This is a genomic window from Mesorhizobium sp. M2A.F.Ca.ET.067.02.1.1, from assembly GCF_004023285.1.
In the GTDB taxonomy this organism is placed as follows: domain Bacteria; phylum Pseudomonadota; class Alphaproteobacteria; order Rhizobiales; family Rhizobiaceae; genus Mesorhizobium.
Genome location: NZ_RZSB01001046.1, coordinates 1 through 1602, shown reverse-complemented (window position 1 = coordinate 1602; position 1602 = coordinate 1). Strand labels below are relative to the sequence as shown.

2 protein-coding genes and 1 pseudogene are annotated in these 1602 nt (G+C 59.5%); all 3 read right to left on the bottom strand.

Annotated features, from left to right (window positions below):
- Positions 1–337 precede the first annotated feature (337 nt).
- Positions 338–595 (bottom strand): hypothetical protein, encoded by a 258-nt coding sequence (locus EOA28_RS35245; protein ID WP_040984202.1) that lies wholly within the window; start codon positions 593–595, stop codon positions 338–340.
- A 354-nt stretch (positions 596–949) separates the two neighbouring features.
- Positions 950–1327: a TIGR02301 family protein gene (locus EOA28_RS35240; protein ID WP_126083460.1), complete on the bottom strand. Its 378-nt coding sequence runs from the start codon at positions 1325–1327 to the stop codon at positions 950–952.
- 4 nt (positions 1328–1331) lie between these two features.
- Positions 1332–1602, bottom strand: a pseudogene (locus EOA28_RS39765) (hypothetical protein); the annotation flags it as partial.

Below are 1602 nucleotides of genomic sequence, written 5' to 3'. Positions count from 1 at the left end.
GCGTAGGAAGGCGTGCTGGCGAGGCACAAAGGCAGCGCGAGGCAGGAAGCGGCGATCAGGATGTTGAGCGTCAGCCCGCGCGGCCGGCCTGACATCGAAAATCTCACCGCTTGCCTCTCCATTGTTCCCCGGCCTGATCCGGGCGGCGCCTTGAATGGTCAAGCGCATGGGCATGATGCCCAAACGGCGTGCACTCGTCAAAAGTCACTGTCGAAAAGTCGCTGTCAAAACAGATGACTAGAGCAATTCCAGGAAAAGTGTGAGCGGTTTTCCGTCCGGAATTGCGTAAAAACAAAGAGATAAAGTGGTTCGCCGTTTCCGTGAAACGGTGAAACGCTCAGTGCTTCAGCCGTTCAGGCTCGAAGGCGCCGGCGATCACCTTTTCCCGCATGCGGTCGAGCAGCGCCAGCGCCGAGGTCTCGCCATTGGCGCGCAACATCTCGCCGAAAGCCGTCTCCAACGCCGCCTCGGCGATGATTTCCGGCTCGATGCCGGCCGACAGGCCTTCCGCCCATGCCTCGCTGTGGCTCTCAACGGCGGTCAGGCGTTTTTCTTCCCTGACCAATGCGTCGATGTCGCTGACACCATGTTCCATTGCGATGTCCACCTTACTGCAAGCGGCGATCCAACAGTGGATCCGGCTTGGGCTGTCAGTTCGTCCGCAGTCTCAAGTAAGTCATTGTAAATACGACATTTTTAGGGTCGAAATTCACATTGTCGGCGAGACTGCGCTCAATCGATGCCGAGCTTAGCCGATTAGGCCGGCTTGCGGCATCAAAACCTTCAGTTTGAGTTAATTCCGCAATCGCGCGCTAACGTTTCATTAATACTGTTGCGAAACCGCAACAGATGATTGCACCAGAGCGGGACAGGAGACAATAAGGCACATCACATTGGCGCCAATTGTCGCAAGAAATCTGGGCAAAACGTATTGGCGGCCCGAGCCGCCTCAGTTCCCGTAGCGCGAAGCGATGTCGCGCGACAGCGTCTCGCCTTCCTTCATGTAGCGGGCGATGGCCTCGGTCGCCGAAGGCGTGCATCGTGTATAGGTGCCGCTGAAGGAGCGGTAGCCGCGGTTGAAGGAGGCGATGAAGCGCGCGCGCCGGTCAGGGTCCGGATTTTCCGATTCGAGCAGCTTTTCCATTTCGACCCGCCACTGGTCGCCCTTTTCACCGCACAGGTTGCGCAGAAAATGCAGCGATCCCAGCACTTCCGCCAGCCGCATCAGCCCCGGCTCGAACGGCGCCTCGGCGGCGCGCGCCGGAACCGGCGAAGCGGCGATGCCGACAGCGAGGCACGCGGCGAGAAGAGGGGAAGCGCGGGTCATAGACTTATGTGATCGAACAGTTCGTTGTCCACAAGGCGACTGTGAGGCTGTTGGCATTGGCCATCGAATGAAAGCGCTTTGCCCGTTGGAATTCAACTTGTCCAGGTTGGCGCCGCCCCTCATTGCCCTGCCGGGCATTTCTCCCCGCATAGTGACGGGAAGAAAGGGCATGGTGCAGCGCTGGCGCATTCCCTGCCAGTTGGCGGTTGGCGAAATCGCTGGCGACAGCGTCCCTCTCCCCGTCACTATACGGGGAGAGGATGCCGGCAGGCAGG

Bases quoted from the DNA above. Each gene is read 5' to 3' on its own strand.
- EOA28_RS35240 (WP_126083460.1), bottom strand. From the start codon at position 1,327: ATGACCCGCGCTTCCCCTCTTCTCGCCGCGTGCCTCGCTGTCGGCATC.
- EOA28_RS35245 (WP_040984202.1), bottom strand. From the start codon at position 595: ATGGAACATGGTGTCAGCGACATCGACGCATTGGTCAGGGAAGAAAAA.